The sequence below is a fragment of the Moorella glycerini genome (assembly GCF_009735625.1).
GTDB classification, from domain to species: domain Bacteria; phylum Bacillota; class DSM-521; order Neomoorellales; family Neomoorellaceae; genus Neomoorella; species Neomoorella glycerini.
This window is the reverse complement of sequence record NZ_CP046244.1, coordinates 1,760,296-1,777,053: the sequence shown is the minus strand read 5'-3', so window position 1 is coordinate 1,777,053 and position 16,758 is coordinate 1,760,296. Positions and strand designations below refer to the sequence as shown.

10 protein-coding genes and 3 CRISPR repeat arrays (2 of these 13 cut by a window edge) are annotated in these 16,758 nt (G+C 49.4%); of the genes, 9 read left to right on the top strand and 1 reads right to left on the bottom strand.

From position 1 onward, the window contains the following. A CRISPR array of direct repeats spans positions 1-611; the repeat unit is 30 nt; unit sequence GTTTCAATGCCTCATAGGTAGGATGGTAAC (it extends 302 nt beyond the left edge of the window). Positions 612-789: 178 nt separating this feature from the next. From MGLY_RS18795 to MGLY_RS08705, 4 genes are all read left to right on the top strand, one after another. Next, the gene (locus tag MGLY_RS18795) at positions 790-1,320 is read left to right on the top strand and encodes a DUF6431 domain-containing protein (protein ID WP_422880089.1); all 531 of its coding nucleotides are present in this window, start codon (positions 790-792) and stop codon (positions 1,318-1,320) included. Positions 1,321-1,462: 142 nt separating this feature from the next. Beyond that, entirely contained in the window at positions 1,463-2,719 is a 1,257-nt protein-coding gene (locus MGLY_RS08715) for a helix-turn-helix domain-containing protein (protein WP_156271578.1), read from the top strand. 1 nt (position 2,720) lies between these two features. Continuing rightward, entirely contained in the window at positions 2,721-3,521 is an 801-nt protein-coding gene (locus MGLY_RS08710; RefSeq protein WP_156273098.1) for an ExeA family protein, read from the top strand. An 11-nt stretch (positions 3,522-3,532) separates the two neighbouring features. Then, a complete protein-coding gene (locus MGLY_RS08705) occupies positions 3,533-3,835 on the top strand; it encodes a hypothetical protein (RefSeq protein WP_156273096.1) in 303 nt (100 codons plus the stop codon). 203 nt (positions 3,836-4,038) lie between these two features. On the opposite strand, the gene MGLY_RS08700 is transcribed toward MGLY_RS08705, so the two are convergent. Next, complete coding sequence (locus MGLY_RS08700; protein WP_156272643.1) at positions 4,039-5,853, bottom strand: IS1634 family transposase; 1,815 nt, start codon at positions 5,851-5,853, stop codon at positions 4,039-4,041. 281 nt (positions 5,854-6,134) lie between these two features. After that, positions 6,135-9,022: direct repeats of the CRISPR family, unit length 30 nt; unit sequence GTTTCAATGCCTCATAGGTAGGATGGTAAC. Positions 9,023-9,160: 138 nt separating this feature from the next. Here MGLY_RS08700 and MGLY_RS18790 point away from each other — a divergent pair. From MGLY_RS18790 to MGLY_RS08675, 5 genes are all read left to right on the top strand, one after another. Continuing rightward, positions 9,161-9,691: a DUF6431 domain-containing protein gene (locus MGLY_RS18790; RefSeq protein WP_422880088.1), complete on the top strand. Its 531-nt coding sequence runs from the start codon at positions 9,161-9,163 to the stop codon at positions 9,689-9,691. A gap of 142 nt (positions 9,692-9,833) precedes the next feature. Then, positions 9,834-11,090: a helix-turn-helix domain-containing protein gene (locus MGLY_RS08690; RefSeq protein ID WP_156271578.1), complete on the top strand. Its 1,257-nt coding sequence runs from the start codon at positions 9,834-9,836 to the stop codon at positions 11,088-11,090. Position 11,091: 1 nt separating this feature from the next. Next, positions 11,092-11,892, top strand: a complete 801-nt coding sequence (locus MGLY_RS08685; RefSeq protein ID WP_156273094.1) for an ExeA family protein — start codon at positions 11,092-11,094, stop codon at positions 11,890-11,892. An 11-nt stretch (positions 11,893-11,903) separates the two neighbouring features. After that, positions 11,904-12,116 (top strand): hypothetical protein, encoded by a 213-nt coding sequence (locus MGLY_RS08680; RefSeq protein WP_156273092.1) that lies wholly within the window; start codon positions 11,904-11,906, stop codon positions 12,114-12,116. A gap of 89 nt (positions 12,117-12,205) precedes the next feature. Next, complete coding sequence (locus MGLY_RS08675; RefSeq protein ID WP_156272057.1) at positions 12,206-13,636, top strand: ISLre2 family transposase; 1,431 nt, start codon at positions 12,206-12,208, stop codon at positions 13,634-13,636. A gap of 454 nt (positions 13,637-14,090) precedes the next feature. Then, positions 14,091-16,758: a CRISPR direct-repeat array (repeat unit 30 nt; unit sequence GTTTCAATGCCTCATAGGTAGGATGGTAAC) (it continues 7,499 nt past the right edge of the window).

The following is a 16,758-nucleotide window of genomic DNA, read 5'->3' as shown; positions in this document are numbered from 1 at the left end:
GATGGTAACTTTAACCTTTTTTCTGTCTTTAAATTCAAAAGCCGAAGTTTCAATGCCTCATAGGTAGGATGGTAACAATAAAGCCGGGCTCCAAGGTGGTAATCCGAGTATGCGTTTCAATGCCTCATAGGTAGGATGGTAACTCAGCCGTAACAGGGTACACCAGCACCACCTCATTGCTGTTTCAATGCCTCATAGGTAGGATGGTAACAAACCTATTCCTGGATATTACCTGGGAATTAAACGGCGTTTCAATGCCTCATAGGTAGGATGGTAACTTGCTGGCCTTTTCCATTGCTTCCGGGATAGATACGCGTTTCAATGCCTCATAGGTAGGATGGTAACTAAGAAAGAAGTATGAGAAATCATTACAACGAGCCCGGGTTTCAATGCCTCATAGGTAGGATGGTAACCCTTGATCCCGGCGCTGTACTCGGCCATCTTCCTGGGTTTCAATGCCTCATAGGTAGGATGGTAACAGGAGACGGCCCCAGAAACGGGACAACCGGAAGTAGAGTTTCAATGCCTCATAGGTAGGATGGTAACGCGAGGAGGAACTTGAAAAGGCTTACCTAGAAGGGGTTTCAATGCCTCATAGGTAGGATGGTAACGAAAAGTACCCTTCCGCAGTCTTGGCGACAACCAGGTGTTTCAATGCCTCATAGTGTCATTTAGCACACTATCATCCTTAAAACCAGTCCTAACTTTATCAATTTAAAATATCGAGATAACATGTAACAGTTCCCCCAAAGTGATATAATTTTAGCAAATTATTCTGGGGGGCTGTTTATGCAACTGGTATACAATTTCGGTATTTCCCTGGAGGATTATGCTGCCCGGGGTAAGAAAAATGAGTTTCCCGTCATAGAGTCTTGCCCTATCTGTATGGCCCGGAAGGCGCTAAAGCGGCATGGCTTTTACTGGCGTAATGCCGGTAGTGACTCGGAAAAGTGGGTACGGCTGCCTATCTGCCGCTTTTGGTGCCGCTCCTGCCGGCACACCTTCTCTCTTTTGCCTTCCTTCCTCCTGCCCTACTACCAGTATTCCCTTAAGTTCATCCTGGACTGCCTCATGTATTTCTTCTCCCATGTCCGCTTCCTTATTTACTACCAGCTGCTCCAGTTTTACCACCGCCGTTTTGCGAAGAATATGAACTCCATCCAGGCGTTTTTCTGGGAGCAGGGTTGCCGGGAAATAATCCCGCCGGAATTTAAACAAAGGGCCATAAAATTGCTCGAAATGATTGCCGCGTTCCCCAACGCCGAAACCTTTTCCCAAAGGTTTCATAATCATTTCCGGCGCAATTTTATGGCTAATTAATTTTACCATGCTTTCCTCGGTTCCGTAAAGCCTCCCTGCTACATTAGCCACCACACACCTTTTGCCTGTCCTGGGGGACAGGTTAAGGTTAAACTGGTAAATGACCGGACCGGTTAACCTTAAATCCTGGGGAGGGGTTGTGATGGACGAGAAGGACCGGGAAAATATCGCTCTTTTTCGCTTTAGCTTGATTGCGCCGTTGTTGCAGGGTCAGGTAGCCAGCAGGAAGGCCTACCTGGAGAGTATTACGGCCAGACCCCATGAAGTACCGTATTATGGCCTCTGCGACTATAGCCCCCAGACCATTGCCAGCTGGCTCAGGGATTACCGCCGCGAGGGGTTTGAGGGGTTAAAACCGAAAAGGCGTTCTGACCGGGGAAGGCCGCGGGCCTTATCCCCGGAGTTACAGGAGCAACTCCTGGCCCTGCGCCAGGAGGAGCGTTCCTGTCCGGCTTCTGTCTTTTATGAACAACTGGTGGCTAAAGGTGTTATTTTACCGGACGCCGTTTCTTACGCTACCATTTACCGTTTCCTGAAATCCAGGGGGCTTTTAGGCCGGGAGATGCGGCGGGAGCCGGAACGGAAACGCTTTGCCTATGATACGGTGAATACCCTCTGGCAGGGGGATGTGGCGGCCGGGCCTTACCTTCGCGTTGGCAACAAAAAGGTGGCTACTTTCCTCTTTGCTTTTATCGATGATTGTTCCCGCCTGGTGACTTTTGCCCAGTTTTTTACTTCCGAGAAGTTTGAGTCTTTGAAGGTGGTCTTCAAGGAGGCTATCTTACGCCGGGGCATTCCGCAGATGGTCTACGTGGATAATGGTAAAATCTATCGTTCGGAGCAGCTGCAGCTGGCCTGCGCGGCCCTGGGGATAGCCTTGATCAATACTAAACCCTATGACCCGCAGAGCAAGGGTAAGATCGAAAGGTTCTTCTTGACCGTCAGGCAGCGTTTCTTGCCCCTGGTTAAAGATGAACACCTTAAATCTCTGGATAACTTGAACCGCTCTTTCTGGCAGTGGCTGGAGGAAGATTATCACCGCCAGGTCCACAGTGCTTTGGGTATGAGCCCCCTGGATAAGTTTATGTCCCAGTTCAGCCAGGTTAAGATGGTGAGCGACCCGGCTGTTCTGGAGCCGCTTTTTTTCAAGCGGGAGGAACGGCGGGTACATCATGATGCTACTATCTCCATTAACAAGCGCCTTTTTGAGGTGCCGCCTCAATTTATCGGCAACCGGGTGGAGGTGCGCTTTGACCCGGAAAAACTGGAGCGGGTCTTGATTTTTGTGGCCGGTAAAGAGGTGGCGGTGGCACAGCCGGTGGCGCTCAGTGTTAACGCCCGGGCAAAGCGGGAGAGCAAACTTTCTTTTGCCAGCTTACAGGGAGGGGGCCAAAACTAGAATGTACCAGGCTTTTTATGGCTTAAAAGGGGCTCCTTTTGGCAAGGAGCTAAAACCCCAGGATGCCTTCCTTTCCTGCAGTTTAAAAGAAACGAGGGCCCGGCTGGAGTATTTATCCCGCGTCCGGGGCATGGGGGTCCTGGTGGGAGAACCGGGAGCCGGTAAGACCTTTACCTTGCGGGTCTTTTGTGCTAATTTAAACCCGGCCCTCTTTAAGGTTATTTATTTGCCCCTGGCCACAGGGACGGTCATGGATTTTTACCGCGGTTTGGCCCGGAGCCTGGGGGAAGAACCGTCTTTCCGCAAGATTGACCTTTTTCACCAGATCCAGCAGGCGGTCCAGGTGTTCTTCCGGGATAAAAAGATTACGCCCGTCTTCATCCTGGATGAGATGCACCTGGCTAACCCCAAATTCCTGCTGGACCTGGCCCTGCTCTTTAATTTCGCCATGGACGCCTTTAATCCTTTTATCCTGGTCCTGGCCGGCTTGCCTTTTTTGTTGAGCCGCTTGGAGTTGAACCAGACCCAGTCTCTGGCCCAACGCCTGGTGGTTCGCTTCCAGGTGGAACCTTTAAACCGTGAGGAGGTGGGCGCCTACCTGGAGCACCATTTATCCCTGGTGGGGGCTACCAGGCCTTTGTTTGAGCCGCCTGCCGTGGAGGCCATCGCTTCTTGTTCCCGCGGCTGGCCGCGCCTGGTGAACAACCTGGCCCTAACTTCCCTCCTCTGGGGCGCCCAGCTTAAAGCCCAGCTGATTAGTGCTGATGTGGTACGCCAGGCAGCTACCGAAATTGGCCTTTAAGGGTGGTGGCTATGCTTAAGCTTGATTCCCCCAGAGACGTGGAAAGTCTCCTGGAGATCCTGGCTTTCGTCCTCTGGGCGAATACTTTTGGGTCCTACGGTGAGGAATTGGAACGCCCGGTATTGGATTTCGCCCGCGACCTTTACGCTGAATTGCTAAAATACCTGGAGTCTTTCTATACCGCCCGCGAGGAACCCCATTATTACAGCTTTATTTGCCAGTTGCAACTGGAACAAGAATTTGATTTCCAGAGAAAACGCCTGGCTGCCCTTGATAAAAAATTGGCGGAACGGTTCAAGGCCCCTTCTTTTTAGGCCGCGTTGAGCGGCTTTTTTCTTTGTGGCTTTTATTGTGCTAATGTGCAATTCCTGAGAATTTGGGGTGCTGTAATTTGATAATCTTGCAGTTTGTGCTAGCGACATGAGTCATTTTAACCCAACTTTGACACCGCCCCTTAAAAATCAAGGGGTCCATAGGGACAATTGTCACTACAACCCCTTTCTGGGGCTCTTAGTGGCTACCTGAAGGTTAAAATTTTAGGTGGAAGTGGAAGGCCCAAAATTTTTAACAATTCACTCTGGCTTTGTCCGGGCTGGGTGATACTATAAATCCGCTTATCAAGAAACTGCTGGTCAACAGCCTTTATCTCTTCTAATAATTCCAGGATACGGCGGCCGCTTTTATGGGCAACCTTCCAGCGGCGTAACTCTCTTTCTTGACTTTCAGGATCAGGGATTTGTTTCGCCTTAAAAATCTCATCTTCAATATATCGGCGATGTATCACCTCCAGCCATTTTTCAAAGAGATAAGCCAGCACACATATAAAGATGTGTCCCTTAACCCGACTTTCGTTGTAGTGGTAGATAGGCCTCAAGCGAATGAAGTCCTTGATATGGCGAAAGGCGGTTTCTACCTGGAGCAGGTTTTTATAGGCGGCAATTACCTCCTCAGCTGGCAGGTCAGCATTAGTCTGGATTAAAAATTTGCCGTCCCGCAAAGCCTCTTTAGCCAGAGCCGGCTCATTAATTTCAAAGTTGAAAGACTTGCCGTCATAAGTAATATCAAAAATTGGAGCAAGGCCCTTCTTGTTAAGGATAGCAGCTGCTTTAAGCATGACTCCTTTTGTGGTAGGCTTGCGCCCCCGCCGCGGGGTTTCCCGGGCCAGCCTGTCTTTCAGCTCTTGCAATTTTATCCTGGCTTCTTCTATCGCTTTGACCCGAAATTCATAATCCTCTTGGGCTTTGAGAGGATTGTGGCAAAGGATATAGCGAACCGGAGGCTCGAAGTTTTCCTTTTCTTCCTCTTCTCCCTCTACCAAGTTTTCTTTAGGGGGAGCCTGTACCTGCTCTGGTGGTACTTCCACATAAAAGAGGGGGTTATCGCCGTCTATTAGCTGGTATTCTTCGAGGTTTTGGTACCTGGCCAGTAGTTCATCGCTCACTTCCCGGCCGCGTTTATGAAAGCCCAGGATATAACGGAAGTTAGCCTCCTTGAGTTCTTCTAAATTATGACTGGTCAGCATACCCCGGTCGCCCACGAAAATACAGCTCTTGATGGCAAACTTTTGCTTAAGTTGTTCGATGGCGCCAGCCACGGTTACTTTATCAGGTATATTACCTTCAAATACCTGGTGGGCAATAGGCATGCCTTCCGGAGTCACCAGGAGGCCAATATTAATTTGCCGGCAGTCCGGCCGGTGGTCGCGGGAATAACCGAACCTGGCCAGGGGGCAATGGGTACCTTCAAAGTAGCTGCTGGTCAAGTCGTAAAACACCAGGTTAAGCTGATAACTCAAGAGATCCGTAAGCCGGTTGTACAAGTGGCGTTCCAGATAATCCTTCATTTCTTCCAGGACGTCAAGAGTACGGTAAAAATGATGCAACTCAGGCTGTTTCTCTTCCAGTTCCGGCAGGTAAATTTGCCTTAACCATTGGGATACTCCAAGCTTGCTTTTAGGAGCGATGAGGCGGTTTAAAATCATAATCTTGGTGCATAAGGCCACATCCATCTCTACTTGACGATTTTGGAGATAGTTTTTAAAGAAGGCGTCCAGGTCCAGTCGCTCCCAGAAAAAATTCACCACATAGGGGATACCATAATGCTTGGTGCCGAAGGTCTGGAGGTCCTTAACAGTGCCCAGCTCATCTTCCTTAAGGAATTCCCGCAGTTTATTAATAAGCCGCTGTATCTCTTCCTGGGAATACTGGTCGATGTTGCCTAAATGCCCAACCTGGCGCTGTTTTACCTTGCCTTTTTCCCGGTAGGATTCTACCAGGACCAGATAATGGTAGGTATGGCCGCCGCGCCTGGTAGTGATAATACGGGGGAACAAAGGGGCATCACCTCGGTTATCGTCATTACTATTATACCAAGAGATGCCCGGCGTGAAAATACTCTAAGGCAGATTTGTTTTCACTACGTTTTGCCGACTTCGGTAGAGAAAGATCGTTGATATTACTAGTCTTGGTGGTCTTTAAGCCCTTGAAATAGAAGTTTTAGTGTCAAAGTTGGGTTTTAATTTGAAATACGGTGATTAATTTAATGTGCTAAATGACATCATAGGTAGGATGGTAACATGGCCGATTTTACGTTTGAACAGGTAGGAAACAGCCTGTTTCAATGCCTCATAGGTAGGATGGTAACTTATCATTCAGGAGCGGGATACGTTGTAGGGGACCCGTTTCAATGCCTCATAGGTAGGATGGTAACGGAGAATATCGGCTGGCATGAGATATGCCTTTGCGAGGTTTCAATGCCTCATAGGTAGGATGGTAACTTGCCAGAAATGCAAGGCGCAGTGTACTTACTTCGAGTTTCAATGCCTCATAGGTAGGATGGTAACGCAGACCAAAAAATCCCTAAACCCGTTAGGATGTATAGTTTCAATGCCTCATAGGTAGGATGGTAACATAGCCGTTGCCAGAGTGGTCGCATCGCTCAGGTTGTGTTTCAATGCCTCATAGGTAGGATGGTAACTCTGAGTAAGAATTAAACCTACCGGGTCCCGGTCATGTTTCAATGCCTCATAGGTAGGATGGTAACTTAACTAAAACAGGCGTTAGCGGACAATCTCATTATAGTTTCAATGCCTCATAGGTAGGATGGTAACCTACACTTCCGCTATAAAAATTACCTACGTTCAAAATTGGTTTCAATGCCTCATAGGTAGGATGGTAACATAACCGCCGGAAACCCCTGGAGAACCGCCAATTCGTTTCAATGCCTCATAGGTAGGATGGTAACTTACTCATTTAATCAGGGGAATACGGCATTTACCTGAGTTTCAATGCCTCATAGGTAGGATGGTAACTTGGCCGCAACATCAATTAATGCCCCGTTGCTATCCCGTTTCAATGCCTCATAGGTAGGATGGTAACAGACGTCAGCGCCCCGACCGTCATCCGCCAGACGTCTTGTTTCAATGCCTCATAGGTAGGATGGTAACAAGCCGTGAGCCAGATGTTATTCCATGTCCCAATGAGTTTCAATGCCTCATAGGTAGGATGGTAACGCCAGGGCGGCCCGGACGGCGAGGTGCAGGAGGGCCGGTTTCAATGCCTCATAGGTAGGATGGTAACCACAATGCCAGGGCGGCCCATTCCGCATTGCTCATGTTTCAATGCCTCATAGGTAGGATGGTAACCCCGCTTGAGTAATCGCGTCTCTTACCTTGGCCTCCCTGTTTCAATGCCTCATAGGTAGGATGGTAACCAGGAGGAGGTGGATTTTCTTGAAAACTACTGGGGGTTTCAATGCCTCATAGGTAGGATGGTAACATACTACCGTAACAGGCTTGCGTGCGATCTCATCCAGGTTTCAATGCCTCATAGGTAGGATGGTAACCTCTAATAGCACCCTTAGTTCTGAGCGGCTTTGGTAAGTTTCAATGCCTCATAGGTAGGATGGTAACTACAGACCTCGTCATGATAAATCCAACCTCTCTTTTGTTTCAATGCCTCATAGGTAGGATGGTAACCCGCCAACATCGGCGGATGCACTGGTAGTAAGCCAGTTTCAATGCCTCATAGGTAGGATGGTAACGCGGCCAGCCTGCCGCAAAAGCCGGATACCCAGGTCGGTTTCAATGCCTCATAGGTAGGATGGTAACTCCCACGGGAACTTCGGCCCCGGGCAGTTCGGTCGGTGTTTCAATGCCTCATAGGTAGGATGGTAACTTGATTAAGCTGGCGGGAAGCCAGGCTTTCCAGCCGGTTTCAATGCCTCATAGGTAGGATGGTAACCCACCGGCAGGCCGGGATCCTGTAGGATAGACTGGAGTTTCAATGCCTCATAGGTAGGATGGTAACGATGGCGTCCATGGTTACCACAGCCTCCCGCCGCAAGTTTCAATGCCTCATAGGTAGGATGGTAACATGACGATTACCCTACTCGAATGGAACCCTGAAACCGGGTTTCAATGCCTCATAGGTAGGATGGTAACGGATCATTACAGACTACTACGTAGACAAAGATCCAAGTTTCAATGCCTCATAGGTAGGATGGTAACGCACCTACATGGGCTACGAAGTGGCCCGGTTGCAGGTGTTTCAATGCCTCATAGGTAGGATGGTAACTGAGATACCGGCGGCAGGCGATTGTGGAGAAGGTGGGTTTCAATGCCTCATAGGTAGGATGGTAACGCCTGCTTGAGGTGGTGGCACTTTCGCCACCGGAAAGTTTCAATGCCTCATAGGTAGGATGGTAACCTGCGGAAGAGCACGTATAGCACCAGCCAGGTACTCGTTTCAATGCCTCATAGGTAGGATGGTAACCCAGGTCGCCGCCAACGTTCCCCGCTTCGAGCCCGGGTTTCAATGCCTCATAGGTAGGATGGTAACGGAGGGACGGCTATTTATGTTGTCAACATTGATAGTGTGTTTCAATGCCTCATAGGTAGGATGGTAATATGGCGTCCATGGTTACCACAGCCTCCCGCCGCAAGTTTCAATGCCTCATAGGTAGGATGGTAACCGAAGATAACCCGAATCCCGTAGCCTTCGCCACCACCGGTTTCAATGCCTCATAGGTAGGATGGTAACATTCGGCTTGTAGCCAGTTTTACTAGCAACAGCCAGTTTCAATGCCTCATAGGTAGGATGGTAACGAACGTCAAAGGAGCCTTGCCCATTTACCATATTGAGTTTCAATGCCTCATAGGTAGGATGGTAACTGTCGGCAGTTTGGCCTCGTATCTGGTGTTGATCAGGTTTCAATGCCTCATAGGTAGGATGGTAACCTGGCCCGGAGCCAGCGGAAAGTTGGCTTATTTTATGTTTCAATGCCTCATAGGTAGGATGGTAACAGTACCAAAAAAGCCAGCAGCAGTTTGAGCGGGCGGTGTTTCAATGCCTCATAGGTAGGATGGTAACACATTCTTGAGAAGGCCGGAATTATTGAAGATGACCGGTTTCAATGCCTCATAGGTAGGATGGTAACAAAGAGATTGCCCGCGAACTATTTCCCCATCATGGGTTTCAATGCCTCATAGGTAGGATGGTAACGCAGCCACATAAGGTGTCATTTAGCACACTATCATCCTTAAAACTAGTCCTAACTTTATCAATTTAAAATATCGAGATAACATGTAACAGTTCCCCCAAAGTGATATAATTTTAGCAAATTATTCTGGGGGGCTGTTTATGCAACTGGTATACAATTTCGGTATTTCCCTGGAGGATTATGCTGCCCGGGGTAAGAAAAATGAGTTTCCCGTCATAGAGTCTTGCCCTATCTGTATGGCCCGGCAGGCTCTAAAGCGGCATGGTTTTTACTGGCGTAATGCCGGTAGTGACTCGGAAAAGTGGCTACAGCTGCCCATCTGCCGCTTTTGGTGCCGCTCCTGCCGGCACACCTTCTCTCTTTTGCCTTCCTTTCTCCTGCCGTATTACCAGTATTCCCTTAAGTTCATTCTGGACTGTCTCATATATTTCTTCTCCAAGGCCCGCCTCCTTATTTACTACCAGCTGCTCCAGTTCTACCGCCGCCGTTGGGCGAAGAACATGAATTGCATCCAGGCCTTCTTCCGGGAGCAGGGTTACCAGGAAATAATCCCGCCGGAATTTAAACAAAGGGCCATAAAATTGCTGGAAATGATTGCCGCGTTCCCCAACGCCGAAACCTTTTCCCAAAGGTTCCATAATCATTTCCGGCGCAATTTTATGGCTAATTAATTTTACCATGCTTTCCCCGGTTCCGTAAAGCCTCCCTGCTACATTAGCCACCACACACCTTTTGCCTGTCCTGGGGGACAGGTTAAGGTTAAACTGGTAAATGACCGGACCGGTTAACCTTAAATCCTGGGGAGGGGTTGTGATGGACGAGAAGGACCGGGAAAATATCGCTCTTTTTCGCTTTAGCTTGATTGCGCCGTTGTTGCAGGGTCAGGTAGCCAGCAGGAAGGCCTACCTGGAGAGTATTACGGCCAGACCCCATGAAGTACCGTATTATGGCCTCTGCGACTATAGCCCCCAGACCATTGCCAGCTGGCTCAGGGATTACCGCCGCGAGGGGTTTGAGGGGTTAAAACCGAAAAGGCGTTCTGACCGGGGAAGGCCGCGGGCCTTATCCCCGGAGTTACAGGAGCAACTCCTGGCCCTGCGCCAGGAGGAGCGTTCCTGTCCGGCTTCTGTCTTTTATGAACAACTGGTGGCTAAAGGTGTTATTTTACCGGACGCCGTTTCTTACGCTACCATTTACCGTTTCCTGAAATCCAGGGGGCTTTTAGGCCGGGAGATGCGGCGGGAGCCGGAACGGAAACGCTTTGCCTATGATACGGTGAATACCCTCTGGCAGGGGGATGTGGCGGCCGGGCCTTACCTTCGCGTTGGCAACAAAAAGGTGGCTACTTTCCTCTTTGCTTTTATCGATGATTGTTCCCGCCTGGTGACTTTTGCCCAGTTTTTTACTTCCGAGAAGTTTGAGTCTTTGAAGGTGGTCTTCAAGGAGGCTATCTTACGCCGGGGCATTCCGCAGATGGTCTACGTGGATAATGGTAAAATCTATCGTTCGGAGCAGCTGCAGCTGGCCTGCGCGGCCCTGGGGATAGCCTTGATCAATACTAAACCCTATGACCCGCAGAGCAAGGGTAAGATCGAAAGGTTCTTCTTGACCGTCAGGCAGCGTTTCTTGCCCCTGGTTAAAGATGAACACCTTAAATCTCTGGATAACTTGAACCGCTCTTTCTGGCAGTGGCTGGAGGAAGATTATCACCGCCAGGTCCACAGTGCTTTGGGTATGAGCCCCCTGGATAAGTTTATGTCCCAGTTCAGCCAGGTTAAGATGGTGAGCGACCCGGCTGTTCTGGAGCCGCTTTTTTTCAAGCGGGAGGAACGGCGGGTACATCATGATGCTACTATCTCCATTAACAAGCGCCTTTTTGAGGTGCCGCCTCAATTTATCGGCAACCGGGTGGAGGTGCGCTTTGACCCGGAAAAACTGGAGCGGGTCTTGATTTTTGTGGCCGGTAAAGAGGTGGCGGTGGCACAGCCGGTGGCGCTCAGTGTTAACGCCCGGGCAAAGCGGGAGAGCAAACTTTCTTTTGCCAGCTTACAGGGAGGGGGCCAAAACTAGAATGTACCAGGCTTTTTATGGCTTAAAAGGGGCTCCTTTTGGCAAGGAGCTAAAACCCCAGGATGCCTTCCTTTCCTGCAGTTTAAAAGAAACGAGGGCCCGGCTGGAGTATTTATCCCGCGTCCGGGGCATGGGGGTCCTGGTGGGAGAACCGGGAGCCGGTAAGACCTTTACCTTGCGGGTCTTTTGTGCTAATTTAAACCCGGCCCTCTTTAAGGTTATTTATTTGCCCCTGGCCACAGGGACGGTCATGGATTTTTACCGCGGTTTGGCCCGGAGCCTGGGGGAAGAACCGTCTTTCCGCAAGATTGACCTTTTTCACCAGATCCAGCAGGCGGTCCAGGTGTTCTTCCGGGATAAAAAGATTACGCCCGTCTTCATCCTGGATGAGATGCACCTGGCTAACCCCAAATTCCTGCTGGACCTGGCCCTGCTCTTTAATTTCGCCATGGACGCCTTTAATCCTTTTATCCTGGTCCTGGCCGGCTTGCCTTTTTTGTTGAGCCGCTTGGAGTTGAACCAGACCCAGTCTCTGGCCCAACGCCTGGTGGTTCGCTTCCAGGTGGAACCTTTAAACCGTGAGGAGGTGGGCGCCTACCTGGAGCACCATTTATCCCTGGTGGGGGCTACCAGGCCTTTATTTGAGCCGCCTGCCGTCGAGGCCATCGCTTCTCGCTCCCGCGGCTGGCCGCGCCTGGTGAACAACCTGGCCCTGACTTCCCTCCTCTGGGGCGCCCAGCTTAAAGCCCAGCTGATTAGTGCTGATGTGGTCCGCCAGGCAGCTGCCGAAATTGGCCTCTAAGGGTGGTGGCTATGCTTAAGCTTGCTTCCCCCAGAGACGTGGAAAGTCTCCTGGAGATCCTGGCTTTCGTCCTCTGGGCGAATACTTTTGGGTCCTACGGTGAGGAATTGGAACGCCCGGTATTGGATTTCGCCCGCGACCTTTACGCTGAATTGCTAAAATACCTGGAGTCTTTCTATACCGCCCGCGAGGAACCCCATTATTACAGCTTTATGTTAGTGTAAAATTACAGTAGGCAGGAGGAAAAAGGAGCAAAAAAGAGAAAAGAGACCTCACAAGAAGAAAAACACCGTAAAAGGAGTGAGGTCTCTTTATGGTAAACGGTAATACCAGTACCGCTACCATCTTTAGTTTATTAGATGGTATCGAGAATTTCAACACTCTAGAAGAAGTTATCCTGCAAATAGCCAGGCGATTATTGGTAGCCGTACTGGAAGCCCTGGATGATGCCCTTATGCCAGCAAAACCCAAGAGATATAGGATAGCTGGCTTCCGCTACCGCACAATCACCTGCCTGTACGGGGATATAACCTTTAAGCGCCGACTATATGTCAAAGCGACGCGCAAAAAGAAAAGAGGCGAGGGAAGGTTTCTGTTAGACGAAGCCCTGAACTTACGCCAAGGAAAGCGCCTGACAGGAAGACTGCTCAAATTAGCCGTATCGCTGGCAACCCGGTTACCCTTCAGGCAGGCAGCGGAAATAATGGCCGAAGCAGGGATGGGCCAATTAAGCCATATGACCATCCATAGCGAAGTAAAACGAAATGGACTGGAACAAAAAGGACTGCAAGAAGCCCTGCGCAACAAGCTATTCGTGAGCGGGGAAGAGCCCCAAGGCAAAAAGAAAAAAGTACCGGCACTATTTATCGAAGCCGATGGCATAATGATTCCCCTGCAAAGGAGCAAGCAAGAGCGGATAGAAGTAAAAGTAGGAATAGTATACGAAGGGTGGATAGAAAAAGGGAATGCCCGGCATCTCAAGAACCCGCGGGTAGTAATGGGCATCTATGAAGATGGAGAACAATTTTGGGAAGCCCTCACCACGGAAATAGCCAGGTACTACGAGATAGACGAAAAAACAATATATGTGGTCAATGGCGACGGAGCCAGCTGGATCCAGAAGACAGCCAAAGAACAGTTACCAGGAGCCATTGTACAATTGGACCGCTACCACCTCCACCGGGATATAAGGCAGGCTTATGGGAACGAAACAGCGCGAGGATTAATGGAGATTTTAGCCAAAGGTCAAGAGCAGGTCTTTTTGGACACCATGGAAGCACTCATAGAAGAAGCACCGAACCGCAAAAACAAGCAACAACGCCAAAAAGTATATGACTACTGTCAAAGATATCGCGATAACCTGTTAGATTACCGCTTGCGGTTACCACGACAACTGGAAGGGCTAAAGTTATACGGGATGGGCGTAGCCGAAACAACAGTAGACAAAAAAATAGCCATTCGCATGAAAAAGAGGGGAATGAGCTGGAGCGAAGCAGGAGCAACGGCCATGGTAGCATTACTTATGCTCAAAGCCAATGGAGAATTAGCCGCATGGCTAGAAAAGAAGATGCCACAAGTAGAAAAGAATCCCGTTAAAGTAATAAAAGAAAAGAAGATAGTTAAAGAAGACGTAGAAGCATGGTTAAGGAAGAGAGTACCAGCCCTTGTTGGCCCTGAGGCGGGAACAGATTGGGTTAAATATACCTTGAGGCAACTAACAAGAATTAGTGGAGCTATATTCTAACCCCTTTTCCGGCTTAATTAGAGCAGGCAGTAATTCGCGAAGCCTGTCAAGGTCGCCGTAGGCGGCCGCAGGCTTTAACCTTGACAGGCGCAGAGAATTACTGCACAATACTCCGGAGCCGGAAAAGGTGTTGGATATATATGGGATTTTTATGTGAGGTCTCTTTTTGCCTACTACATCTTGACACGTACCAGCTTTATTTGCCAGTTGCAACTGGAACAAGGATTTGATTTCCAGAGAAAACGCCTGGCTGCCCTTGATAAAAAATTGGCGGAACGGTTCAAGGCCCCTTCTTTTTAGGCCGCGTTGAGCGGCTTTTTTCTTTGGGGATTTTATTGTGCTAATGTGCAATTCCTGAGAATTTGGGGTGCTGTAATTTGATAATCTTGCAGTTTGTGCCGGCGGCGTGAGTTACTTTAATTTGAAAAACGGTGGTTAATTTAATGTGCTAAATGACACAATGCCTCATAGGTAGGATGGTAACGCTGTCGATGAAGGAGGTAGCATAGGGTTTAGCTTCGTTTCAATGCCTCATAGGTAGGATGGTAACTTTATCATCGGTCAGGTATACTGGCACAGCATTAGTGTTTCAATGCCTCATAGGTAGGATGGTAACCGAGCCAGTGCCGATCGCGGTGGGGGAGAGAAAGACCAGTTTCAATGCCTCATAGGTAGGATGGTAACGTTGCAGAGTATTGCCGGCAAGGTCTTGCCGGATAGGTTTCAATGCCTCATAGGTAGGATGGTAACTCGGTTATGTCGTTAGGAGCCGGGGTAGCAGTACAGGTTTCAATGCCTCATAGGTAGGATGGTAACGAGCTTTCTCACCAGCCAGACGCAGAGCGTGCTAACCAGTTTCAATGCCTCATAGGTAGGATGGTAACGCTTCGGACCGTATAGAGGCGGAGATGGCGTTTGACCTGTTTCAATGCCTCATAGGTAGGATGGTAACGGTGCAGGTCAATTCATAGGCGGTGACGGTGGAAGGAGTTTCAATGCCTCATAGGTAGGATGGTAACACAAAGCAGTTTTGGATATGCTTGAGAAATTGCGGTGAGTTTCAATGCCTCATAGGTAGGATGGTAACTGGCGGTACTAAAAAATACCGGCGCCTGCAAGGAGGTTTCAATGCCTCATAGGTAGGATGGTAACTCACGGGGGGTAGCTTTAGCTCTGCTTGATACTTTTGTTTCAATGCCTCATAGGTAGGATGGTAACTCACCCTGGCGACGGCTATCAGGTACCTCATCAAGGTTTCAATGCCTCATAGGTAGGATGGTAACTACGTATCTTCATGCCATTCTCAGCGAGGCCCTGGACGTTTCAATGCCTCATAGGTAGGATGGTAACGACGAGGCCGGGACTATTATTGCTACCAGCGACGGTGTTTCAATGCCTCATAGGTAGGATGGTAACGAAGCCGGGTGATAACGGTTGGCGAGTATGTGGCAAGTTTCAATGCCTCATAGGTAGGATGGTAACGCTTGTTCCAGCTGCTGGTCGGCAAATTGGGTGCCTTGTTTCAATGCCTCATAGGTAGGATGGTAACTGATTGTAACTGTCAGACTTATTTTGCAGGAGGTTGATGTTTCAATGCCTCATAGGTAGGATGGTAACCCCACACTCCGGTGCTTCCAAGCACCCATTCACCCTGTTTCAATGCCTCATAGGTAGGATGGTAACTGCGCAAAGGCGGAGAGATTGACCTGGGATGTAACTGGGTTTCAATGCCTCATAGGTAGGATGGTAACGCGCCCTGCAACTTAATTAGATTGGCACGGTTTCCAAGTTTCAATGCCTCATAGGTAGGATGGTAACTTGCCAAACTGTCAAGGAAATGCGAATGGTGCGGGGGTTTCAATGCCTCATAGGTAGGATGGTAACGGCGCGGCAACCTCGGCAACGAAGAAGCGGATCGCAGTTTCAATGCCTCATAGGTAGGATGGTAACTTTTTGTAGTATGTCCTGCCGCGCCCTGGCTACCGGGGTTTCAATGCCTCATAGGTAGGATGGTAACCCGTTTGTTGTAACCTATACTTATGGATTAGATGTTTTGTTTCAATGCCTCATAGGTAGGATGGTAACTGCGCCCGAAGTTCAGCTCCCTGGACTTCTTGCCGTCGTTTCAATGCCTCATAGGTAGGATGGTAACCGCATAAGGGAGATCAGGGGCTGTTCTGGGATCCAGGGTTTCAATGCCTCATAGGTAGGATGGTAACGGAACCGCGGCCTTATTCAGCTGCTCCGGCTCAAAGTGTTTCAATGCCTCATAGGTAGGATGGTAACTTACGTATCTTCATGCCATTCTCAGCGAGGCCCTGGAGTTTCAATGCCTCATAGGTAGGATGGTAACGGGGCCAGTAGGGTTGGAGGTAGACGCCTATATCGCGTTTCAATGCCTCATAGGTAGGATGGTAACTTCCGTGGGCTAATTATATTTTATGCAGTGACGTAGTTTCAATGCCTCATAGGTAGGATGGTAACTGGGGCCGCTCTGGGCTTTCAACAGGCAGTGGAAGAGTAGTTTCAATGCCTCATAGGTAGGATGGTAACTTAGCGGATGCCTGTTGCGCCAGCTGCCCGGTAGCAGTTTCAATGCCTCATAGGTAGGATGGTAACTGTTCCAGGGACTCTTCTTTATCATTGCAGTAACCGTTTCAATGCCTCATAGGTAGGATGGTAACTCGCAGGCGTGACCGGCGTTACAAATTCCCAGGCAAGTTTCAATGCCTCATAGGTAGGATGGTAACTAGGGTATACGGTAGCCCTGGATACGGGCGGGACGAGTTTCAATGCCTCATAGGTAGGATGGTAACGGGCGGCCCGGATAATACCTATAGCCCTGGAGCCCGTGTTTCAATGCCTCATAGGTAGGATGGTAACCTATAATGTGGGCATAAAATATGCGAGTTATAAAGAGTTTCAATGCCTCATAGGTAGGATGGTAACTAGTGGTGCTTCCCGAATGGGGCGGCAAGTATGTCATGTTTCAATGCCTCATAGGTAGGATGGTAACCCGGGAGGGGGCCGAGATAAGCGGCCTGAAGCTGGGGTTTCAATGCCTCATAGGTAGGATGGTAACACCGGCCAGACAACGACGGCATCATCTGGATTGACGGGTT